This is a genomic window from Undibacterium sp. Ji42W (genome assembly GCF_049340405.1).
In the GTDB taxonomy this organism is placed as follows: Bacteria; Pseudomonadota; Gammaproteobacteria; order Burkholderiales; family Burkholderiaceae_D; genus Undibacterium.
The window spans coordinates 1-678 of record NZ_JBMPOV010000047.1; the positions used below are offsets into that span (position 1 = coordinate 1).

At 53.7% G+C, this 678-nt stretch carries 2 protein-coding genes; both read right to left on the reverse strand.

Annotation, left to right across the window (positions count from 1 at the left end; genetic code table 11):
• Window positions 1–389, reverse strand: a 389-nt coding sequence (locus ACO0LG_RS29525) for an ExbD/TolR family protein (protein ID WP_423032188.1), incomplete at its 3' end; no start/stop codon positions are given.
• A gap of 91 nt (window positions 390–480) precedes the next feature.
• Window positions 481–678: ExbD/TolR family protein (locus tag ACO0LG_RS29530; RefSeq protein ID WP_423032189.1), on the reverse strand; the 198-nt coding region annotated here is incomplete at its 5' end.

The window sequence follows — 678 nt, forward strand, 5'->3', positions numbered from 1 at the left end:
CCAAGACGCTGTGCCGCCGCCATGACCGCAGCCACAGACTTGTAAGGCACGACGGCAACCGGACGCAGATGGATCTCTGGCTGGTCACCTGCTGGCATCGCTGCCGATTCAGACAATTTCGCTTCCAGCTGCGCATGATCCACTGCCGTACCATTCCAGGACACCGTGCCATCAAAATCGACGTCAATATTCACGACGACCGGTTCTTTCAATGGTGGTGGTGGTGTGCCTGTCGGCATATTCAGGTTCACTGCGTGATTCTGAATAGGAATGGTAATAATCAACATGATGATCAATACCAGCATGACGTCAATCAGCGGCGTCATGTTCATTTCTATCATCACTTCCGGATCAGCTGATCCACCGCCGGAACCCATTTGCATACCCATAAGTACTCCTCTTTATAGGGGCTTTGCCGTAGGGTGCGCCATGCGCACCGTTCCAGCATTGCCCATGGTGCGCACGGCGCACCCTACTGTCTTAATTCCGTGGTGGTGGTTCAATCACGAAGCCGACCTTGGCGATACCGGCCCGTTGTGCCGTCAGGATACTTTTGCCAATAAACTCATAGCGGGTATTCTGATCTCCACGGATATGCAACTCCGGTTGCGGGATCTTGACTGCTTCTACCTTGAGCTTTTCAAACAGGGCATCCGTGCCAGCCAGCGGCTTCATGCT